The sequence below is a fragment of the Bacillus methanolicus genome, assembly GCF_028888695.1.
Lineage (GTDB): Bacteria > Bacillota > Bacilli > Bacillales > Cytobacillaceae > Bacillus_Z > Bacillus_Z methanolicus_B.
In genome coordinates, this window is record NZ_PNFF01000001.1 from 257501 (window position 1) to 275553 (window position 18053).

Consider the following 18053-nt stretch of genomic DNA (forward strand, 5'->3'; position numbering starts at 1 on the left):
CTTCTTCATGCGTTATCTAGTTTTGAGAGAATGAAAATTCCTCTTGAAAAAATAAAAAAAGGTATTATAATAATATATGTCTTTGATCACTTAGTCTGGTGGCGATGGCGAGAAGGTCACACCCGTTCCCATACCGAACACGGAAGTTAAGCTTCTCAGCGCCGATGGTAGTTGGGGCATTGCCCCTGCGAGAGTAGGACGCTGCCAGGCTGAATATGTAATTTACTATTCCGCAGTAGCTCAGTGGTAGAGCAACGAGCAAAGCTTCAACGAAAGAGCTGCGAGTTGTACCCATCGAGCTGCAACTTGAGTAAGCTTGCTGAGATGTGGACATTCGGCTAAGCTAGATATACTTTAAGAAGTAATACTAATTATTCCGCAGTAGCTCAGTGGTAGAGCATTCGGCTGTTAACCGAACGGTCGTAGGTTCGAATCCTACCTGCGGAGCCATTAGGAGAGCTGTCCGAGTGGTCGAAGGAGCACGATTGGAAATCGTGTAGACGGTTACCGCTGTCTCAAGGGTTCGAATCCCTTGCTCTCCGCCATTAATAACTACCATCTATGGCCCGTTGGTCAAGTGGTTAAGACACCGCCCTTTCACGGCGGTAACACGGGTTCGAATCCCGTACGGGTCACCACTTATTTTGGAGGATTAGCTCAGCTGGGAGAGCACCTGCCTTACAAGCAGGGGGTCGGCGGTTCGATCCCGTCATCCTCCACCATCCGAAAGCAAAGAAAGCGCATGGACTAACAAGATTAAATAATATTACCGCGGGGTGGAGCAACTAGCGTTACTTCACCGAATAAACAGCGAGTTGTACCGACCGAACGGCTTCTCGGTTTAGCTTTTTGAGGTCGGGACAGTCCTAAGCTAAAAAAAGCGCATGGACTAACAAGATTAAATAATATTACCGCGGGGTGGAGCAGTCCGGTAGCTCGTCGGGCTCATAACCCGAAGGTCGCAGGTTCAAATCCTGCCCCCGCAATTTGGTCCCGTAGTGTAGCGGTTAACATGCCTGCCTGTCACGCAGGAGATCGCGGGTTCGATTCCCGTCGGGACCGCCATACCATCTAATACATAATACTGGGTTATTTTTATTTGCTTGGCTCGGTAGCTCAGTCGGTAGAGCAAAGGACTGAAAATCCTTGTGTCGGCGGTTCGATTCCGTCCCGAGCCACCATAGTAGCCGGTGTAGCTCAATTGGTAGAGCAACTGACTTGTAATCAGTAGGTTGGGGGTTCGATTCCTCTCGCCGGCATCACTAAAATATATTGATCCAATAATATTTTCATGTTATAATCATAATCTCTTGGAGGGGTAGCGAAGTGGCTAAACGCGGCGGACTGTAAATCCGCTCCCTCAGGGTTCGGCGGTTCGAATCCGTCCCCCTCCACCATTCAAATAGGGGTATAGTTTAACGGTAGAACAGAGGTCTCCAAAACCTCCGGTGTGGGTTCGATTCCTACTACCCCTGCCAATCTTATGGCGGCTATGGCGAAGTGGTTAACGCATCGGATTGTGGCTCCGACATTCGTGGGTTCGATTCCCACTAGTCGCCCCATATGATAAGTACAATTTGTGATTACTGGGCTATAGCCAAGCGGTAAGGCAACGGACTTTGACTCCGTCATGCGTTGGTTCGAATCCAGCTAGCCCAGCCATTATGCGGAAGTAGTTCAGTGGTAGAACACCACCTTGCCAAGGTGGGGGTCGCGGGTTCGAGTCCCGTCTTCCGCTCCATTAATATGGCGGCATAGCCAAGTGGTAAGGCAGAGGTCTGCAAAACCTTTATCACCGGTTCGAATCCGGTTGCCGCCTCCATTTTTTATTTTTTATATTAAATGGACAGGCATATATGGAATACGCCGGGGTGGCGGAACTGGCAGACGCACAGGACTTAAAATCCTGCGGTAGGTGACTACCGTACCGGTTCGATTCCGGTCCTCGGCACTGCCGTTATAAATAATTAATATGCCGGTGTGGCGGAATTGGCAGACGCGCACGACTCAAAATCGTGTGGGTTTATCCCGTGTCGGTTCGACCCCGACCACCGGTATCGAAAACATTGCAAAATCAACACTTCTAACTGTTTTGTTAGGAGTGTTTTTTCGTTTTTCTAAAAGATTTTTTGGCTCTATAATATTTGTTGGGGTTTAAACACACTTTCGTTTGCATAAAAAATACACGCAAACATCCAATTCCTTTATACTTGAATTGTCCAGAAACAAGTTTAAAGAATGGAGTTGCGTGTATATGAATCTTATCATGAATATTCCTGGTTTAAAAGAGGTTGTCCTGACCAAAGTGGAACAAGTTGGGGAAGTTGTACAGTTTCATGTGGAGATGGAACGAAAGATGCATCGTTGCCCCCGTTGTAACAGAAGGACAAGCCGTGTTCATGATTACCGGATCCAGAAAATCCAGCATTTGAAATGGTTTGAGCGAAAGACCCAGATTTTTTATAGACGCCGGAGATATGTATGCAGCTGCGGGAAACGTTTCTCTGAGAAAAACTCCATAGTCGAGCGCTACCAACGCACTTCCATTGAGTGGAACCAGGCCGTATCCATCCGGGCCATCAAAGGAAAGACCTTCAAGGAAACCGCTGAGAACTATGGCACTTCTGCGTCGACGGTAGTCCGCCGGTTTGACCGCTTGGCGAGCAGTGAAATCCGTGCGGTTGAGGAATTGCCGAAAATCATTGCCATTGACGAATACAAAGGCGATACGAAGGAAGGCAAATACCAATTAATCATAGCCGACGGGGTGACAAAAAAGCCATTGGATATCCTCCCCAATCGGTATAAAAAAACCATTAAGCAATACCTTCAAAAGCACGGAAGCCAGGTCCAAGTGGTCATTATGGATATGAACCAATCGTTTAAAGCAGCCGTCCAGGCAGCGCTGGGGCGTCCGGTTATTATCGCAGATCGATTTCACTTCTGCCGATATATCTACTGGGCGCTTGATGCGGTGAGAAGGCGAGTCCAACAGGATTTTCACGACTATGACCGTAAAAAGTGCAAGCGAATGAAACATGTCTTCCACAAGGCCAGTGACCGCCTTACGGAAGAGGAACGCTGGTATTTAGAGCGTTATCTGGATATGTCCGAGGAGCTCAGGAAGGCATACGAACTCAAAGAGGCCTATCGAGAATGGTTTACACGTGCCAAAGAGATTGGCAGGGATCAAATTGCCGTGGTGAAAGAGGAGTTAAAAGCGTTTTACCGATTGGTTGAAGCTTCGGAAATCCCTGAGATGGAGAAAGCCATAAAGACCTTTCAAAACTGGCAGACAGAAATCCTTAACAGTTTTGTTTATGACTGTTCCAACGGATTTTTGGAAGGGATCAATAATTTAACCAAAGTACTAAAACGGAATGCCTTTGGCTTCAGAAGCTTCAAACGCTTCAGGGCTAAAATTTTATTATCACATCAGTATAAAGGAACTGGGGTTCACATTGGATAGGGGTGAGGACATAAAGTCATCACCCCAACATTTGACGGATAGAAATGATAATTTAAATATGTACACAAATGCTGGAATAATAATGTACAAAATTGACTTTAGATTTCATACTAATCATGAGGTGGTTAGTATGTACATATCGATAAATGTGGAAACTGATTTTGAGATTAAGAGTCTTGAAGACTTACCAAAATTAAAACAACTAATGGAGCATGTTTATTGCAAAATAGAAATGGCGCAAATTGCAAAATAAAAATCCTACAGTAAGAAAAAAAAATCATTGCCAGCACCCCTCTTCTCTACTAACCTTCTAATTGGCGTGAAATGTCAGTTAGAGGAGGAAGAAAGGATGCTTTCAATGATTCAACAACATCATATCAAGTATTTGCATCAATATAAAGGGCTCTCTTTACGAGCCATAGCCAGAGAGACTAATCATGATTTTAAAACTGTTAAGAAATATGCCTATAAAGAGGATGATAATTCCCTTCCTTCGGAACGGAAAAAAATTAAAGGATCAAAATTAGATCCTTATAAACCTCTTATCGATCAGTGGCTTCAAGAGGACATGAAAGCTCCAAAGAAACAACGCCATACTGGAGCCCGTGTTTTTCATCGCCTAAAAGCCATGTTTGGGGATGACTTTAATGTTTCATACCGGACCGTTCAATATTATGTATCCACAAAAAAGAAAGAGCTTTATGACGCTAATGAAGGATACTTGCCACTTGAACATTCTCCTGGAACAGCGCAAGTAGACTTTGGGAGCTATACTTATCAAGACGAGTCAGCAGGAGTTGAAAAAGAAGGTTACTATTTAAATTTATCATTTCCTTACAGTAATGCTGGCTTTATGCAAGCGATGCCAGCCCAAAATCAAGAATGTCTTCTTCAGGGGTTAAAACAGATATTTGAATATATTGGGGGCGTTCCAAAAAAGATTTGGTTTGATAATTTATCGGCAGCTGTCATTAGTATTTACAAAAATGGGGAACGCAAGCTAGTACCGCAGTTCGAGAAATTTGCCCTCCATTATAACTTTCAGCCTATTTTCTGTAATCCTAACAGCGGCCACGAAAAGGGGCATGTCGAAAATAAAGTGGGCTATCATCGACGTAATTTCCTGGTTCCCATCCCAATCATTAAAGATATGAACGCCTTTAATCAATCCTTACTTATTCGCTGTGAGGAGGATATGAAACGACCACATTACCGAAAAGAAAAGCAAATCGCAACATTGTTTGAGGAAGACAAGAAATCCATTTGGGAATTACCTAAAACATCATTTGATGTTCACAGGTTGATAAAAGCAAGAGCAGATAAATATGGCAAGGTTCGCTTTGAAAAAAACCGGTATTCTACCTCACCTTCCCTCGCATCCCAAAAAGTGTGGTTAAAAATTACATACGAAACAATTGTCGTATTGGATGATGAATACCATATGGTGGTCGAGCATCGAAGGTTGTACGGAGAGAACTTAGAATCTATGAAATGGATTCCTTATTTGGATTTGATGGCCAGAAGACCTAAATCTTTTGAACAGATGCCGTTTTTTCGTGAATTGCCGGATCCATGGCAAGATTATTTATCATATACAAGCAAAAAGAAAGAAGCCTTACGTCTCCTGTCCCAAATCATTAAGGAAGAAGGAGATATTGAAACTGCAACACAGGCATTGGTCGAGAGTATAAAACTGGGGCAAACAGATACAGACAGCATTTTGACCACCTGGTATCGAATAACTGGGAAATTAGAGGATTTACCAGAAATTCAGATTTCGGAACATTTAAAACAAGAAGAGGTTTTTGAAGCAAATTGGACCAGTTATGATCAACTTTTAGGCGGTGGTGTCAAATGAGAAGCCAAATAGAAGCATACTGTAAAGAACTGAAACTCGGAAACCGAATAGCAGAACATTATTCGAGCATACAAGCAGAAACTCATGAAGAGTTTCTGGCAGAGCTCCTTGCATTGGAGGTAAAGCATCGAAAAATCACTAGAAAAAACCGGTTATTAAAACAGGCCAACTTTGATACCTTTAAGACATTTGAAGGATATGAATTCGGAGGAATAGAACTGCCTGCAAAGCTTTCGATAGACGAATTAAAAACGGCAGCATTCATTGATAGAAAAGAAAATCTAATAATGTATGGAGGTGTTGGAACGGGCAAAACTCATCTGGCGACGGCTCTTGGAGTGGAAGCGTGTAATCAAGGAAAAGTCGTAAAGTTTTATCGAACTGCAGCATTGGTGAATGAATTAATCGAATCAAAACAGGCAGGTACCTTGCATAAAACAATCAGTCAGCTAGAAAAGGCGGATCTCTTAATTTGTGATGAATGGGGCTATATTCCAGTTAGCCGGGAAGGAGCGCAGCTTCTTTTCCAGGTGGTTGCCTCGTGTTATGAGAGGAGAAGTATTATCATTACAACAAATCTTGAATTTAGCAAATGGAACAGTATTTTTCATGATGAGAGAATGACAACTGCAATAATTGACAGACTCGTACATCACAGTTATTTACTTACATTTACCGGACCAAGTTATCGAATAAAAAATTCCTATATGAACCTATAAAATGAAGAGCAAGGTGCTGGAAAAAAATCTTGCAAAACGCTGGATTTTTAAATTGCAAAACACAGGAGCATTTGAAGATGAAAATTAATAAAAGTCAATTAGCTAGAGATCTAGGTGTAGATCGTAGAACCATTGATAAATATTTAAATGGATTTATTCCTAAACGTACACGAAAGAAGCATTCCAAAATTGATGAATACTATGAAATCATTGCGGCACTACTTTCGGAAGATGCTAAGCAGAAGTTTTATTATCGACGTGTGCTATGGCAGTATTTAAAGGATAATCATGGACTGGATTGTGCAGCATCGACGTTTCGAGCGTATATTGCAAAAACGCCCGAATTTAATGCTTACTTTGAAGAGGATAAACGGATTCCTTCTCCTAAAGGCACAGTACGTTTTGAAACGCCTATAGGAAAACAAGCACAATTGGATTGGAAAGAGAGTATTCCTTTTGAAACAAAGGATGGTCAGAACGTTGAAATCAATGTTGCAATACTGATTCTATCTCATTCACGTTTCAGAACCTTCCTAATGAGTATTTCTAAATCACAAAGTGTCCTGTTTTCCTTCTTAACAGAAACATTCGAAGCTCTTGGAGGGGTGCCGGCTGAAATAATCACGGATAATATGAAAACCGTTATGGATGAGGCAAGAACAGAACATTCTCCAGGAAGAGTAAATGCCAAGTTTGCGCAATTCGCTAAAGATTTTGGTTTTGAGGTGAAGCCATGCATTGCTGGACGTCCACGGACAAAAGGAAAAGTCGAAACCACAATGAAAATATTAGATGAAATTCATGCTTATCAAGGTCAGTTGACCTTGGAAGAATTACATCAATTTGTGCAAGACTTATCTCATCGGGTGAACCATGAGGTCCACCAAGGAACTGGAAAAATTCCTGCGATAGAATTCAAAAAAGAAAGGAATCACCTACTCCAGTTACCAGCCGAGAAAGTAAGAGATTCCTATCGGATCAAACATACGCTTGTAAAAGTCAATGCATCCAACATGATTTCCTACAAATCAAACCAATACTCGGTACCAGCACAATACCAAGGAAAGAAAGTAGGCTTACAAGTGTATGATAATCATTTATGGATTTATTATAACACGGAACTGATTGCGCAACACCCTATAAGTAACAAGAAATTAAATTATCAGGAAGCACATTATCAAGAAGCCTTGGGCGTTTCCATGCCCAATTATCCGGATATTGATGATCTAGCAAAACGGAATTTAGCAACGATTGGGGAAGTGTATAAATAATGAATCCTCCAACAAACTATCAACAACTCATACAAAACTTGGATTATTTGAAGCTCAAGCAAATGTCCTTGCATTTAAATGAAGTCTTAGACTTCAGCGTTAACCATCAATTGTCACTGGTAGATACGCTAGTGAAACTGACGAATTACGAAATTGATGTACGTGAACAAAATATGATTCAATCGATGGTGAAGGTTGCGGCTTTTCCGCATTTGAAAGAAATAAAAGATTTTGATTTTAGTTTTCAACCGTCAATAAATCAAAAACAAATTTTAGATTTTTTAACGCTTCGATTTATCGAGGCAAATGAAAACATAGTTTTTCTAGGGCCAAGTGGCGTAGGAAAAACACATTTAGCCACTTCCATTGGGATTGAGGCAGCGAAGAAACGTACAAGCACTTATTTCATTAAGTGCCATGATTTAATTCAAAATCTGAAGAAAGCACGTTTAGAAAATCGGTTAGAGAGCAGATTAAAACACTATACAAAATATAAACTATTAATTATTGATGAGATCGGTTATTTACCGATTGATGCCGAGGACGCAAAGCTTTTCTTCCAACTCATCGATATGCGTTATGAGAAGCGTAGTACGATTCTTACAACGAATGTGAATTTTAAAGCATGGGATGAAATCTTTCAAGAACCCAAGCTGGCCAATGCGATTTTAGACCGCATTTTACATCACGCAACCGTTGTCTCTATCATTGGAGATTCTTATCGTTTAAAGGATCATTTGGCGAAAGAAAACGAGTGATTTTGTACATCCTTAAACAAGCAAAAGTGTACATATTTGTGTTGACATTTATAGACGGAGAACCTTTTTTACAAGTAATCATGCGTGAATTAGTTTATTACGTAATAATATTTTAAGGTAGTCCCTAAAATTGTAAACTGCCCAAATTTTTTCCTTAAGAAATTCTATTGTGAAATAACAAGTAAACGATTTTTCCGGCATTTTGTATTTTCACTTGTTTGGAGTAATATAACTGCCTTAACATTCCAATATTAGTATGATATAGTATATTTTGATTTTTCAAAAAGGAGAGAGGGAGAGAAAGAAGTTGAATTTATTAAAAGTTGGAATGTCAGGAATGTTAATTGGTGGATTGTTGGCAGGGTGTGAAATATCAGAATCTTTAAAAACATCCGAGCTGAAGGAAGAAGTCAATACCGAAACGAAAAAGTCGGAGGAAGTTGACCCGAAAGAATCGAAAGACTTGTCGACTACGAAAGGTATAGAAAATCCCGATATTGAACCAGATGTGAAGAAATGGATTGCAAAAAAGGTCGAAGAATTTTCAAAACCCCACCCGAAAGTGTCCCAAGCGGGATTTGATGAAGGATACGATTACTATTTGAAAGCACAATCCGTTTCAAATGAGGTGGGGAGTTATATTCGGGTTGAAGGCGTTGACCTTGAAAAAGATTTCGAAAATTTGCGGCAACTTTCGAGTATAATCAGTCATGAACAATTCGTTCGAACAGCACACATTGATCCTAACGGAAATGCAAAGGAAAAAACAGAATATGCAAAAGAATGGAAACCTGTAAACGAACGAATGAAACGGACGTTTGAATATATGAAAGAATTATTGAATGATATTAATGTTGCAATAAATAAGAATGGGAAAGGCGAAACGTTTGGCGTGTCACACCAATTAGATGGGGACAAGGTAAGCGAAATGGAATCGTTCATGGAATATTTTGAGGAAGGCAACGAGTAATCACTTCTTTTTATATGACAATTAAAAAGTACCGTTTAGCATTATCATTTTGCTACACAGCAATTACTTTAATGTTAAAACCAGCAGGAATTCAGTCTGCTGGTTTTGTTGTTTATTTTCCCTTTTCTTTCTTTTCTTGAAGGAGGCGTTTTAGTCGAATATATTCTTTTTTGGTATCTTCATGTTTCTTAATGGCATCCTCCAATTTTTAGTTAAGTCCATATAATTGTGTAAAAAGGGAAATAGAAAAAGAGCCATGTTGCTTCCCCTTTGGTAGAATAAACAGTGGACAAACAAACACCAAACATAAGGAGGAATGCAACCATGGCTCAATATCATATTACCCTAAATGATGAACTTCTGCACGGGTTATTCACCAGAGATGAAGGATTAGCTAAGCTACTGGAACAAGTCCTCAATCAAATCCTCGAGGCACAAGTAGAAGAACAGCTGGGGGCTCGCCGTTATGAACGAACGGAAGAACGAAAAGGATATCGCAACGGTTCGTATCCACGCCAGCTGACAACCCGGGTGGGACGGTTGACCTTGCGCGTTCCACGCACAAGAGAGGGAGAGTTCTCTACGGAACTGTTCCAACGGTATCAACGGAGCGAACAAGCACTGGTACTGGCACTCATGGAAATGGTGGTAAACGGGGTGTCTACCCGAAAAATCACCCAAATCACAGAGGAGTTGTGCGGCACCTCGTTTTCCAAATCCACGGTTTCCTCGCTGTGCAAGGGGCTGGATCCGATTATCCAAGACTGGAATTACCGTTCCCTGCATGAACATGTGTATCCGTTTGTGCTAGTAGATGCTATTTATACGAAAGTCCGGGAAGATGGACGGGTACGTTCCAGAGCCGTTTTGATCGCCACAGGAGTGAATGAGGAAGGATACCGGGAAATTCTTGGCCTGCAAATCGGAAACAGTGAATCGGAGTCCAGCTGGAGCGAGTTCTTCGGATGGCTGAAAGATCGAGGACTCCGGGGAGTGGACTTGATCATCTCGGATCAGCACGGCGGGCTGGTGCAAGCGATTGAAAAGCATTTCCAAGGTGCTACATGGCAGCGATGCCAGACACATTTTATTCGCAATATCCTCGATGCCGCACCAAAGTATATGCAGGATGCCTTGCTGGAGGAGATTCGCGGGATTCTTCATGCCCCAAACAAGCAAACGGCCCGGCTGTTATTGGAACAAGTGCTGGCCAAATGGGAAGAAAAAGCCCCAAAAGCCATGCAAATCCTTGAAGAGGGATTCGAAGACGCCACGGCTGTATTGGACTATCCGGACCGTTATCGGCGGCGTCTGCGTACGACCAACGGAGTGGAACGGCTGAACGAAGAAATTCGTCGCAGAGAACGGGTCATCCGCATCTTTCCGAACCGGGAATCGGTGTATCGCCTCGTTGGTGCCGTGTTGATCGAAATCGATGAAAAATGGATGTCGGGACGTAAATACTTAGATATGTCCGAATATTGGCAGTGGCGGAAAACGAAAGAGCAAGAAGCTCGATCGGTGAATCAGGAAGTTTCGGAGATGAAAAGAGTAGGGTAACCCCTTCGCTGTGTCAAGGAGAACGTGGAATACCGGAGCGAAGCGAGGATATGCCGCGAAAGCTCCTTGACACGCCTGTTCCTTGACAACATGATCGTTTGTCCGGGAAGGCGACTGGCAGGGAGACTTGCCGGACTTGCCTACCATACGTCAAGTCATCAGGTCCATGTTGTCTATCAAAGGGGAATTTACACAATAATTAGGACTTGACCCAATTTTTTCTTAGCATCTGACAATTCATTGTCCAACTGATTCAAAGTGTATTCTTCTACTAATCTCTCTTCTTCCAGAATGCCTGGTGTGAAATTAAACTCAAGTGCTAGAGCCATTGCAAAATCATCACAATATTTTTCTACTTCCTGACCATGCAAATCACCTAAAGTCACATAACGTAAATGATGGCCTAATTCATGAAGCAATGTATTAATAACAGCATACTTTGTTATTTGTTCATCGGCCTGAAGAGTACCATCACCAAAACCATGATAATATATACCATTCTCATATGAAAAACCAAACAAGCATATTTCACCTTTAAGGAAACCGGTAGGTCTATACGAACCTCTAACACCTTCGTTCAAATAGGAAGGTCTTTCTATTATCAAGATCCTTTCAATACCTATAATAGAAAGGGGGTATTTCTTATAAACCTCTCTAAGGATATATTCAATTTCATCTTTCGATATTGGACATTCTATGTTTTTTGGGAGTTTTTTTATGATATTGATTGAACGATGTGATCCAAAAATAAAAGATAATAGGGAAACTAATAAAAAGTGAATTTTTTTGCCACGCCTTACTTGACTAACTGCATATTTTGCTAATATGAACCTAGCCGTTACATGATATAAGATAAATAATATAGCGAAATAAAACAATGCATATAACAAATTTTTGAGCACAACATTACCTCCATCAAACAAGTCAAGCGATTACGAGAAATAAGTATGGCTGTTAACTAAAAATCTTTTATATCCTATCGTACTATAACGAGGTGGATTTAATCCATATACTTTATGACTCTTTAATATTTTGTATAATTTATCTTTAGTTTCAATGTTCAACTGTGAAAACAATTCAAATGAATATTAATTTTCTACCAGCATAATTACACTCCAATAACAAATACTGTATATTACTATTTTAGTAGAATTATCAATTCAATAAAGACTTGATTTTTCAAAATACTCCATTTTCCTAATTGAATATTTATTTTATTGAATAAAAATATGAATTCATTATTTTTCCTCAACAACTGCCAGCCATAATTGTATTGATTGTGTAAATCTTGTTTAACTCTTTCCAGCCATTTTCAACTCAAAATTCTCCAATTCATTTAGAATTTAAAAACTAACTCAATTATCTTCTCTATTCAACCGAATTTACCTTTATTCTTTATCTTCGTAATTTTACTATGTGCAAGTTGGGATATTCCTTTCTTAAAGTAGATTCTCAATAATTGCGCTCATAAAATCATGCAATTGATTTGATGGATAGAAAAGGTGTGAGAGGAAACATTTAACAAACAATTAATGAAAAATTTATAAAGTTAAAAATATATCAATAATGTCTTAACAGTAGAATACTATAATTACGTTTGTACTAAGACTATAGTTGGTAGAAAAAGAGGTGAGTGAAGGCGGTTTTCAAGAAAAGTAGGTCCAATCTATTAGTTCAGTAAACATCAATAAAGGAGGAGAGGATTTGAAGAAAACTCCCACAGGACTAGTGATCGCTTTAGCTGTTTTAGCAGGCAGTGCCTATGCGCCTATTTCAAAGAATCATGTCGATGCGGCATCTGTTCAGCAATCATTAGCCGTTCAAAAAGAAAAAGTGCTTGTGAATGGCCAATTTAAAGATGTCAACTATATTAATTGGAATAAAAAGAAGCTTTATTCATCGGCAGATTTAGCGAAAATGATGGCCGCCAAGCTTACGACTAATCAAAAGAATAAGACAGCTGTCATTGAAAAAATGATCGGCAAGAAAAAAGTAAAAATCAGTCTTAAAGCAGATACAAATACAGCTGCCAGCAATGGAAAAACAGTAAAGCTTGGAGCTTCTACGAAACTGGTTGGAAGAACGTTATACGTGGATGCCAAACCTATCATCCAATTGTTGGGCGGAGATTCGATTGCTGATAAGAACCTTCTTATTTCAACAAATGGTTCTTTTAAATTTGAAACGGCTGCTTTAAATGTAGAAGGAAAACAACAAAAAGTGCCAGTATTAAAAGTGAATGGAAAATCATTATATTCTGTTCAACACATTTCAAAACTGTTTTCAGCTTCTACAAGTATTACAAAGGATCAGCGAGTCTTAATTACAAAAAAAGGAAAAACTCTTCAATTGAAGCTTTCTCAAAATACGGCAATTTTGAATGGAAAAACTGTAAAACTGCGTTCTCTTCCTATTATTGCTAAGAATCAAGCTTATGCCGACATTTATGATTTAGTGGCGGCACTTGGCGGAGACGTGATCCCTGTACAAAACAGCCTCTTTGTTTCAACAACAGGACTAATAAGCGGGGAAACATTTAATCCGGTATGGATTGACAAGTCAACACTTTTAGTTACGAATGAAACGGAATCAGGAGCAATTTCATATTTAGTAGACGTTAATAGTAAAAAAGCAATTGCCAAAATAAATGGCACTGAACTTTCTGTGTCTCCTGATGGAAAACAAGCTATCTATTCTGATGAAACTGGAGTTGTCTATATTGTTGATCTAGTCACTCATAAAGTGAAGACCATTAATGATCAGGATGACTCTACGAAATTTGAATTTGTTTGGGCGCCAGATGGAGAAAAGGTGTATTTTATTCAGGGAGATAAAAGCGATAAAATTTCATCTCTGAATGTCAAAGACGGTACAATTACCGAGGTTTATAAAGATGGACTTGCATATAAATCTGATTTGCACCTTTCTTTTGATGGGAATAAGCTTCTTTACGCAGTTGGAAAAGAAGGAAAAACGGAATATACGGAAGATAATTCTGATGTGAAAGACATTGATGTAAAAGATACAGAAGTTCAATTATATGAACTTGATTTGCAAAAGAAAGAAATTAAGCCTGAACAGTTGACAGCTACAGTCGATAATAAAGTATTTCCGGCTTATTTAAAAAATGGCAATGTAGTATATGTTTCCTATGATGTGGAAGGAAATAAAACTTCTGAACTAACAATGATTGATACAGCACGAAAAACAACTTCATTGCTTTCAGACAAAGAGATTATCGCCAGTACAGTGACTGCGCAAGGGAAAATCGTCCTTTTAGTTGCTGAAACAGACGGCAATTATGTTGTGTATGAAATGGATCCGGATAGTAAGAAACTGACAAAACTTGCCCAAACAAAAATCGAACTTCATTCAATTTCAGTTTCCAAGGACGGAAAATCGATTGCCGTAACAGCTCTTTCTCAAGAAGGAGAAAAAGTATTCATCATCAAAAATGGATTTTTTGAAGCAGTAACTAAATAACTAAAAAGGAAAAGGAGAGATGCACAATGAAATTGATTAAACGACTTACTTTAACAATTTTAACTTTTGCAACAATTCTTGGGTTTTCATTTTCCAGCTTTACTCAATCTGCAGAGGCTGCATCTAAAGTTTCAGGAAAAGTAGTAATTGCAGGATCTACTGCTTTGCTTCCATTAACACAGCAAGCAGCAAAAGAATTTAAGAAAATCCATCCTAAGGTATCGGTGACAGTCTCAGGTTCGTCTTCTATTGCCGGACCACAGTCGGTTATGAAAGGCTCTGCTACAATCGGTGCGTGTGACTGGGATGCTACAAAACCGGTTGCAGGTTTCAATGCTTTTAAAGAATTAAAAGCTCATAAAATAGCAGTAATTCCATTCGCAACTATTGTTCATAAATCAAATCCGGTAAAAAATTTAACAACAGCTCAATTACAAGGCATTTTCTCCGGAAAAATCACTAACTGGAAACAAGTTGGCGGAAAAGATGCAAAAATTGTTGTAGTGAACAGAAAGCACGGTTCCGGTACACGCGTTAACTATCAGATGAAAGCTTTAAAGAATGCAAGCTTTATGACAAAAGGAGAAAATTACAAAGAAGTAGGTAAAAGCGGTGAAATGTTGTCTGCTGTAGAGTCAAATCCAAATGCGATTGGCTACATTGACTTAGCATATGTAAAAGGAAATGTTAAGGCGGTTAATTATAACGGTGTAGCTGCAACTACTGCTAATGTGATCAATGGCAAATATCCGGTTTGGGGCTATGGATACTTATTGACAAAAGGTACTCCTAAAGGAGCAAACGCTGAGTTCATTAAATACATCCAAAGCAATAAATTCCAAAATGGATCTCTAACAAAGTTAAAATTTATTCCTATTAACAAAGTAAAATAAACAACCCTTTACAGGGAAAAAAGAAATTGAGGGTGACTAATGGCTGGGAAAACACTTATTAGTTACCCTCCTTTTCATACTATATGGAGGAATTATGGCAAAAATAGAACAAGAATTTCACCTGCCCTCATATAAAGCAGGGGAATTATTTAAGAAAAAATCAAAACGTAATTATATGAAAAATCATGTATTTAAAATAATTTGTTTTACAAGTGCTTTATTACTCGGAATAGTACTCTTGGCCATTACAGTTTTTGTTGGAAAAACAGGATTACTCGTATTTAAAGATGTACCAGTAACAGAATTCTTCTTTTCAAAAACTTGGGAACCATATGAAGAAAAGTATGGTGCCGCAATTTTTATTATAGGAACCCTTTCATTAACTGGATTGACGATGCTGTTTTCTGTTCCAATATCGTTAGCTTTCGCTATTTTCATTTCTGAAATAGCACCAAGCTGGATGAAAAAAATAGTAAGGTCGATGTTAGATTTGTTAGTTGGGATCCCCTCCATCATATATGGCTATCTTGGATTGACCATCTTGGTTCCTTTCTTAAGAGACGTTACAGGGTCCTTGATGGGAGATGGATTGCTTGCTGCATCACTTGTACTGACCCTCATGGTACTCCCGACGATCACAAGGATAAGTGATGAAGCCATTTCAACGGTACCTGAAAATCTAAAGGAAGGCAGTTATGCTCTAGGGGCAACTCGTTTTCAAACCGTATTTCGGATCATTCTTCCTGCTGCAAAAACCGGAATTTTAACCGCTTCGATTTTGGGAATGGCCCGTGCTATAGGTGAGACGATGGCAGTTGTGATGGTCATTGGAAATACACCACAGCTTCCGGAGAATTTGGTCACTCCAACGGCAGTGCTAACAAGTAACATTGTCATGCAAATCATCGATGTACCATTTGGATCAACATGGAACAACGCCTTATATATGATGGCTTTCCTTTTGTTACTCATTTCCACTTTTATTATTCTCATTATTCGGAGCATTCGTTCAAAAGGAGTAAAATAATGAAAGAAATAACCTTAAATCAAAAGAAAAGAAAGTTGACTCTAAATTTTCTAGTAGATAAGCTTTTTACTGTCGGATTATGGATTGTCAGCCTCTTAATTGTTGCTATGATTTTTTGGCTCCTTTTTCGAATTTTATCCAAGGGATTGCCTTCGTTAACATTTGATTTTCTAATCGGTATACCTGATGAAGTGATGGAGGGCGGCGGTATAGGCCCGTTTTTATTTAACTCTTTTTATATCCTTATCATTTCTCTGATTATTTCTTTGCCAATTGGTATAGGATCTGGAATATATTTAGCTGAATATGCGCCCGATAACCGATTGACGGAAGTCATAAGGGCATGTGTGGAAAGCTTGGCATCTGTACCGTCTATTGTGTTCGGATTATTCGGATATGTGTTATTTGTTGATGTGTTCCAAATTGGATTGACAATTCTTGGAGCATCCGTTGCATTGTCGCTGCTAAATTTGCCGGTATTAACGCGTGTGACAGAGGAAGCGTTACGTTCAGTACCGATAGATGTGAGAGAAGCATCCTATGCTCTTGGAGCAACGAAATCTCAAACTATTATCAAAGCCGTTATTCCAGCTGCCTTATCCGCGATTGTAACAGGTGTAAGTCTGGCAGCTTGCAGGGCGTTTGGAGAATCGGCAGTTATTTTGCTTGCCGGCGGAACCGGAACTTCTGGAGAAATGTGGGATTTCAATTTGTTGTCACCTGGAGGAAATCTTCCAGTCTATTTATGGTACGTACAATCCGAAGCACTGGTCCCCGATGCAAAGGAAATTGCTGAAAAGTCAGTAGCAGTGTTAGTATGTATTATTTTATTAATGAGCACCTTACTGAGAATTCCGGTTTGGTTGAGGGATTTTCGATTAAAACGTTAAAATTTATTTAGCAGTAAAGTAGTTTTTGAAAATACATGTAAAAATCCATTGGGTTGACTCATAAACAAAGGGTCAGTCCCCTCCATTCAGACTCTTATGAGTCAGCCCAGACATTACTTTCTTGAGGACAAAAAAAATTCGACAAAATTTTTGAAAGGCCCTTGACGATTATAAAAAAAGTGTGTAAGATATAAAAGTCGATTCAATGAAAAACGTTATATTCTAAGGTTTTGCTTGTTTTTTTTGAGAATTCATCGACAAAATCTATCATATTTTGTTATGCGGGTGTAGTTTAGTGGTAAAACCTCAGCCTTCCAAGCTGATGTCGTGGGTTCGATTCCCATCACCCGCTCCATACATAGGTATCAACGCAGTGTTTCGTTTCAACAAGAACGAGGCGTTGCGTTTTTTATTTTATTCTAATAAAGGATGCTGATTAGCATCCAATAATTTTATAATGTGAATCACCGCCATGAATCTGGACGAACATTTTCATTAGAGACTCAGTTAATTTATGTTTGCTGGAATCATCAATAGAAGGCTGTAAATAAATAATTTGAATAGCATTTTTTGTATGAACATCAACTGCGGTCCGTTCGGAGTCTACAAATGGGCTGCCAAACGGCCCTATATTGTCTGCAGAAATAATCAGATTGTGCAATGAATTCTTCCTTCCATTCAGGCCGGTATATTCCTCATTTTCTTGTCCAAGCCGTATTATAATATCACCAGACAATTTATCTGCATCATAAATTCCAATCGGAACTTGATATTGAAGAGAAAAGAAGTTATTAATATCAATAGCACTATGTACAGATTGTAAATAATTTTGTTTCTTTATTCTTCGGTATAGAGATTCAGCCGAATGCCTGTATCGATTTGGGTCTTTGCCTGTTTTTTTGAAAATTTGCCTCCATTCTTGAATTCCGTCCAAATCAGTTACGTTTTTCGATTCCATTTCGAAATATATTGACTCTTGAAAAAGTTGAAGTCTGCCTTTTACCATTTGCGGGGAAGGCCCTACTTCGATCCCTTTGTAATAAATAACACCGACTTTTAAATTTGGAACTAAAGCACAGAGTTCCGGCGATATATGAATTTCCAAACGTTCCACCTCCAAATTTCCTTAATAATAGTTTATCATATAATACATTG

At 39.3% G+C, this 18053-nt stretch carries 13 protein-coding genes, 17 tRNA genes, 1 rRNA gene and 1 pseudogene; 30 read left to right on the forward strand and 2 right to left on the reverse strand.

Features of this window, described 5'->3' with window-relative positions:
* Positions 1–94: 94 nt before the first annotated feature.
* The 25 genes and pseudogenes from rrf (at position 95) to C0966_RS01465 (ending at position 10605) form a co-directional block, all read left to right on the forward strand.
* Positions 95–210, forward strand: a 5S ribosomal RNA gene (gene rrf / locus C0966_RS01345).
* Positions 211–375: 165 nt separating this feature from the next.
* A tRNA-Asn gene (locus C0966_RS01350) sits at positions 376–450 on the forward strand.
* A 3-nt stretch (positions 451–453) separates the two neighbouring features.
* Positions 454–545: transfer RNA gene (locus C0966_RS01355), tRNA-Ser, on the forward strand.
* A gap of 18 nt (positions 546–563) precedes the next feature.
* Positions 564–638, forward strand: a tRNA-Glu gene (locus C0966_RS01360).
* 8 nt (positions 639–646) lie between these two features.
* Positions 647–722, forward strand: a tRNA-Val gene (locus C0966_RS01365).
* A gap of 190 nt (positions 723–912) precedes the next feature.
* Positions 913–986, forward strand: a tRNA-Met gene (locus C0966_RS01370).
* A gap of 3 nt (positions 987–989) precedes the next feature.
* Positions 990–1065 (forward strand) — tRNA-Asp (locus C0966_RS01375).
* Between the two features lie 40 nt (positions 1066–1105).
* Positions 1106–1181 (forward strand) — tRNA-Phe (locus C0966_RS01380).
* Positions 1182–1186: 5 nt separating this feature from the next.
* Positions 1187–1259 (forward strand) — tRNA-Thr (locus C0966_RS01385).
* 53 nt (positions 1260–1312) lie between these two features.
* Positions 1313–1397, forward strand: a tRNA-Tyr gene (locus C0966_RS01390).
* Between the two features lie 7 nt (positions 1398–1404).
* A tRNA-Trp gene (locus C0966_RS01395) sits at positions 1405–1478 on the forward strand.
* An 8-nt stretch (positions 1479–1486) separates the two neighbouring features.
* Positions 1487–1562: transfer RNA gene (locus C0966_RS01400), tRNA-His, on the forward strand.
* Between the two features lie 25 nt (positions 1563–1587).
* A tRNA-Gln gene (locus tag C0966_RS01405) sits at positions 1588–1662 on the forward strand.
* A gap of 4 nt (positions 1663–1666) precedes the next feature.
* Positions 1667–1741, forward strand: a tRNA-Gly gene (locus C0966_RS01410).
* A gap of 7 nt (positions 1742–1748) precedes the next feature.
* Positions 1749–1822, forward strand: a tRNA-Cys gene (locus tag C0966_RS01415).
* Between the two features lie 43 nt (positions 1823–1865).
* Positions 1866–1951 (forward strand) — tRNA-Leu (locus C0966_RS01420).
* Positions 1952–1974: 23 nt separating this feature from the next.
* A tRNA-Leu gene (locus tag C0966_RS01425) sits at positions 1975–2057 on the forward strand.
* Positions 2058–2248: 191 nt separating this feature from the next.
* A complete protein-coding gene (locus tag C0966_RS01430; RefSeq protein WP_274853381.1) occupies positions 2249–3469 on the forward strand; it encodes an ISL3 family transposase in 1221 nt (406 codons plus the stop codon).
* 130 nt (positions 3470–3599) lie between these two features.
* Complete coding sequence (locus C0966_RS01435) at positions 3600–3722, forward strand: hypothetical protein (RefSeq protein WP_274853382.1); 123 nt, start codon at positions 3600–3602, stop codon at positions 3720–3722.
* A 96-nt stretch (positions 3723–3818) separates the two neighbouring features.
* Positions 3819–5327: an IS21 family transposase gene (gene istA / locus C0966_RS01440; RefSeq protein ID WP_274853338.1), complete on the forward strand. Its 1509-nt coding sequence runs from the start codon at positions 3819–3821 to the stop codon at positions 5325–5327.
* Complete coding sequence (gene istB / locus C0966_RS01445) at positions 5324–6046, forward strand: IS21-like element helper ATPase IstB (RefSeq protein WP_274853337.1); 723 nt, start codon at positions 5324–5326, stop codon at positions 6044–6046. The genes istA (C0966_RS01440) and istB (C0966_RS01445) overlap by 4 nt, the downstream gene beginning before the upstream one ends.
* A gap of 56 nt (positions 6047–6102) precedes the next feature.
* Positions 6103–7317: pseudogene (gene istA, locus C0966_RS01450) on the forward strand (IS21 family transposase); the annotation flags it as partial.
* Positions 7317–8075, forward strand: a complete 759-nt coding sequence (gene istB / locus C0966_RS01455; protein WP_274853383.1) for an IS21-like element helper ATPase IstB — start codon at positions 7317–7319, stop codon at positions 8073–8075. The pseudogene istA (C0966_RS01450) and the gene istB (C0966_RS01455), both read left to right, overlap by 1 nt.
* Positions 8076–8382: 307 nt before the next feature.
* A complete protein-coding gene (locus C0966_RS01460; protein WP_274853384.1) occupies positions 8383–9045 on the forward strand; it encodes a hypothetical protein in 663 nt (220 codons plus the stop codon).
* Between the two features lie 324 nt (positions 9046–9369).
* Complete coding sequence (locus tag C0966_RS01465) at positions 9370–10605, forward strand: IS256 family transposase (protein ID WP_087960461.1); 1236 nt, start codon at positions 9370–9372, stop codon at positions 10603–10605.
* Between the two features lie 188 nt (positions 10606–10793).
* On the opposite strand, the gene C0966_RS01470 is transcribed toward C0966_RS01465, so the two are convergent.
* Entirely contained in the window at positions 10794–11507 is a 714-nt protein-coding gene (locus C0966_RS01470; protein WP_274853385.1) for a hypothetical protein, read from the reverse strand.
* Between the two features lie 802 nt (positions 11508–12309).
* Here C0966_RS01470 and C0966_RS01475 point away from each other — a divergent pair.
* The 5 genes from C0966_RS01475 (at position 12310) to C0966_RS01495 (ending at position 17253) form a co-directional block, all read left to right on the forward strand.
* Complete coding sequence (locus C0966_RS01475; RefSeq protein WP_274853386.1) at positions 12310–14088, forward strand: stalk domain-containing protein; 1779 nt, start codon at positions 12310–12312, stop codon at positions 14086–14088.
* 26 nt (positions 14089–14114) lie between these two features.
* On the forward strand, positions 14115–14981 hold the full coding sequence (locus C0966_RS01480; protein ID WP_274853387.1) for a phosphate ABC transporter substrate-binding protein: 867 nt from the start codon (positions 14115–14117) through the stop codon (positions 14979–14981).
* 94 nt (positions 14982–15075) lie between these two features.
* Positions 15076–16008, forward strand: a complete 933-nt coding sequence (gene pstC, locus C0966_RS01485) for a phosphate ABC transporter permease subunit PstC (RefSeq protein ID WP_274853389.1) — start codon at positions 15076–15078, stop codon at positions 16006–16008.
* Positions 16008–16898 carry a phosphate ABC transporter permease PstA gene (gene pstA / locus C0966_RS01490; protein WP_274853390.1) on the forward strand — a complete coding sequence of 297 codons (891 nt, stop codon included), beginning with the start codon at positions 16008–16010 and terminating at the stop codon, positions 16896–16898. The genes pstC and pstA overlap by 1 nt, the downstream gene beginning before the upstream one ends.
* 281 nt (positions 16899–17179) lie before the next feature.
* Positions 17180–17253, forward strand: a tRNA-Gly gene (locus tag C0966_RS01495).
* An 81-nt stretch (positions 17254–17334) separates the two neighbouring features.
* Here C0966_RS01495 and C0966_RS01500 read toward each other — a convergent pair.
* The gene (locus tag C0966_RS01500) at positions 17335–18003 is read right to left on the reverse strand and encodes a B3/B4 domain-containing protein (protein WP_274853391.1); all 669 of its coding nucleotides are present in this window, start codon (positions 18001–18003) and stop codon (positions 17335–17337) included.
* Positions 18004–18053: the final 50 nt, after the last annotated feature.